Here is a 2,096-nt window from a genome sequence, read left to right on the forward strand (position 1 = left end):
GGCACCGGGGGCCAGGGCGGAGAGCCACGACCAGACGTCGACGAGGCGCCGCCAGGGGATCTTGACCGTGTAGGCGCCGGCGACCTTGAACTCGGTGCCGAAGCTCCAGGACCGCCGGGTCATCGGCGCCTCGTCCTGGCCCGCGACGGCCACCTCGGTCAGCGACACCGGCCGGGATCGGAAGCGGGTGCGGAACTGCGCCGTCTTGACGTCCATGTAAGCCTGCAGCCTGCCGTCCCCCGAGAGCGTGAGGCCGAAGTCGGGCGGGTTGACGAAACGCAGCCGGCTGCTCATCGAGGCCCGCGCCTCCACGGAGGCCCCGGTGCGCGGGGTGCCGAGGGCCGAGCCGACGGAGAAGGAGCCGCCGATGCCGGCGCCTCCCTCGAAGGTGAGCGCCAGGGCGTCCCGCGTGAACGAGCCCGTCACGCCGCCGCCGACACCCCGGTAGAGGCTGGCCTTGAGGTCGAGGCCGGCGTCGTCCACCGGGATCGGGACGGCGGAGTCGTCGTCGGCGCGCGCGTCCTCCCCGGGGCGGCGCGCCGCCGCCTGACCCGCGGCGTTGAGCGGTAGCGGCGCCCCGCTGGAGAGGTCCCGCGAGGCGCAGGAGGCGTCGACGGCACAACCGCAGGCGCGGGCGAGGTTCGTCCGGGCCTTCGGCACGATCAGCATCGCCGGAGCGGCCAGGACCATCGCGCACACCAAGATGATCCGGACACGCCTGTCCCCGCATGCTCGCTTCATGATTCCTCAGTCCGCGCACCTGCCCCCACCCCGTACCGAACAGCGACACTATACCTCTAAGTAGCCGGATAAACACATAGAGTGACTACTCTGACATTGTGCGGCGTCCGGTACGGGGCGGGCGGACGGTTCAGGACGCGGCGAGTTCGCGGCGGCGCGCGGCCCACTGGAGGGAGTGGCGGATGGCGTCCTCGATGGTGTACTCGGCCTTCCAGCCGAGCAGCTCCCCCGCCTTGACCGGATTCACGAAGGCACCGACGACGTCCCCGGGGCGGGCGGGGGCGTCCTCGGCGCGGAAGGCGTCGCCGACGACCTCCCGGAATGCGGCCACCAGTTCGCGGACGGTCGTGCCGTCGCCGGTGCCGAGGTTGATGACCTGGTAGCCGGGGCGGTCGCCCAGCGGCGGGATGATCGAGTCGAAGCGGAGGGCGGCCTCGTAGAACGCGCGGGCGATGTCCCAGACGTGGATGTAGTCGCGGATCGCCGTGCCGTCCCGCGTCGGCCAGTCCACCCCGGTGATCTTGAACGGCACGCCGAGGTCGTGGCACTCGATCATCTTGCCGAGGGCGTGCGTGGGCTTGCTGCTCTGCAGGCCGGTCCGCAGCTGCGGGTCCGCGCCGATCGGGTTGAGGTAGCGCAGCGAGATCACCCGCAGCCGGGACGCCTTGGTGAGGTCCTCCATCAGCAGCTCGGCCATCATCTTCGAGCGGGTGTAGGGGTTCTGCGGCTCCAGCGCGGAGGTCTCCGTCACCGACAGGTCCGGCTCGGGCCGGTACATCCCCGCGGTGGACGCGAAGATCATCCGGTCCCGGCCGTTGCGGATGAGGTGGCCGGCGAGGTCGAGGGTCCTGCTGAGGTTGACCCGGTAGTAGCGCAGCGGGTCGGCCATCGAGTCGGGCACCACGATCAGCGCGGCGCAGTGGACGGTCGTGACGATGTCGGGGTGCTCCGCGAAGATCCGGTCCACCAGCTCCCCGTCGCCGATGTCGCCCCGGTAGAAGATCCGCCCGTCGGCGAACTCCGGCCGGCCCGTGACGAGGCTGTCGAGCACCACGGGCGTCACCCCGCGTTCGGCGAAGGCGGAGGCGATGGTGCTGCCGATGAACCCGGCTCCCCCTGTGATCAGGACTTTCATGTGGCATCCCCAGATGGCCGTGCGTCCCCGGAAAGTGGTCACGCTCAGGATCAGGAGGCGGTCGCGGACGGTCAACGGCCCGCACCCGAGGTGACCGGCTCCGGACGGCGGTGAACCGGCGGGCCTCGCCGGACGTCCGCGCACGAGTTCTTCCGCGGCCGCCGCCGGCGGGGATCTCGGGGGCACGGCGGGCGGGTCCGCGGACGTCCGAAACGCGCGG

The 2,096-nt window shown here is 71.6% G+C and carries 2 protein-coding genes; both read right to left on the reverse strand.

The window, feature by feature from the left end; translation table 11 throughout:
- On the reverse strand, positions 1-741 hold a 741-nt coding region (locus E1200_RS32845; RefSeq protein WP_131956507.1), incomplete at its 3' end, for a hypothetical protein.
- 130 nt (positions 742-871) lie between these two features.
- Entirely contained in the window at positions 872-1,876 is a 1,005-nt protein-coding gene (galE, locus tag E1200_RS32850; protein WP_131956509.1) for a UDP-glucose 4-epimerase GalE, read from the reverse strand.
- Positions 1,877-2,096 lie beyond the last annotated feature (220 nt).

The sequence above is a fragment of the Actinomadura sp. GC306 genome, assembly GCF_004348665.1.
Classification (GTDB): domain Bacteria; phylum Actinomycetota; class Actinomycetes; order Streptosporangiales; family Streptosporangiaceae; genus Spirillospora.

Coding starts and splice junctions, on each gene's coding strand:
- galE (WP_131956509.1), bottom strand. CDS start 1,876: ATGAAAGTCCTGATCACAGGGGGAGCCGGGTTCATCGGCAGCACCATC.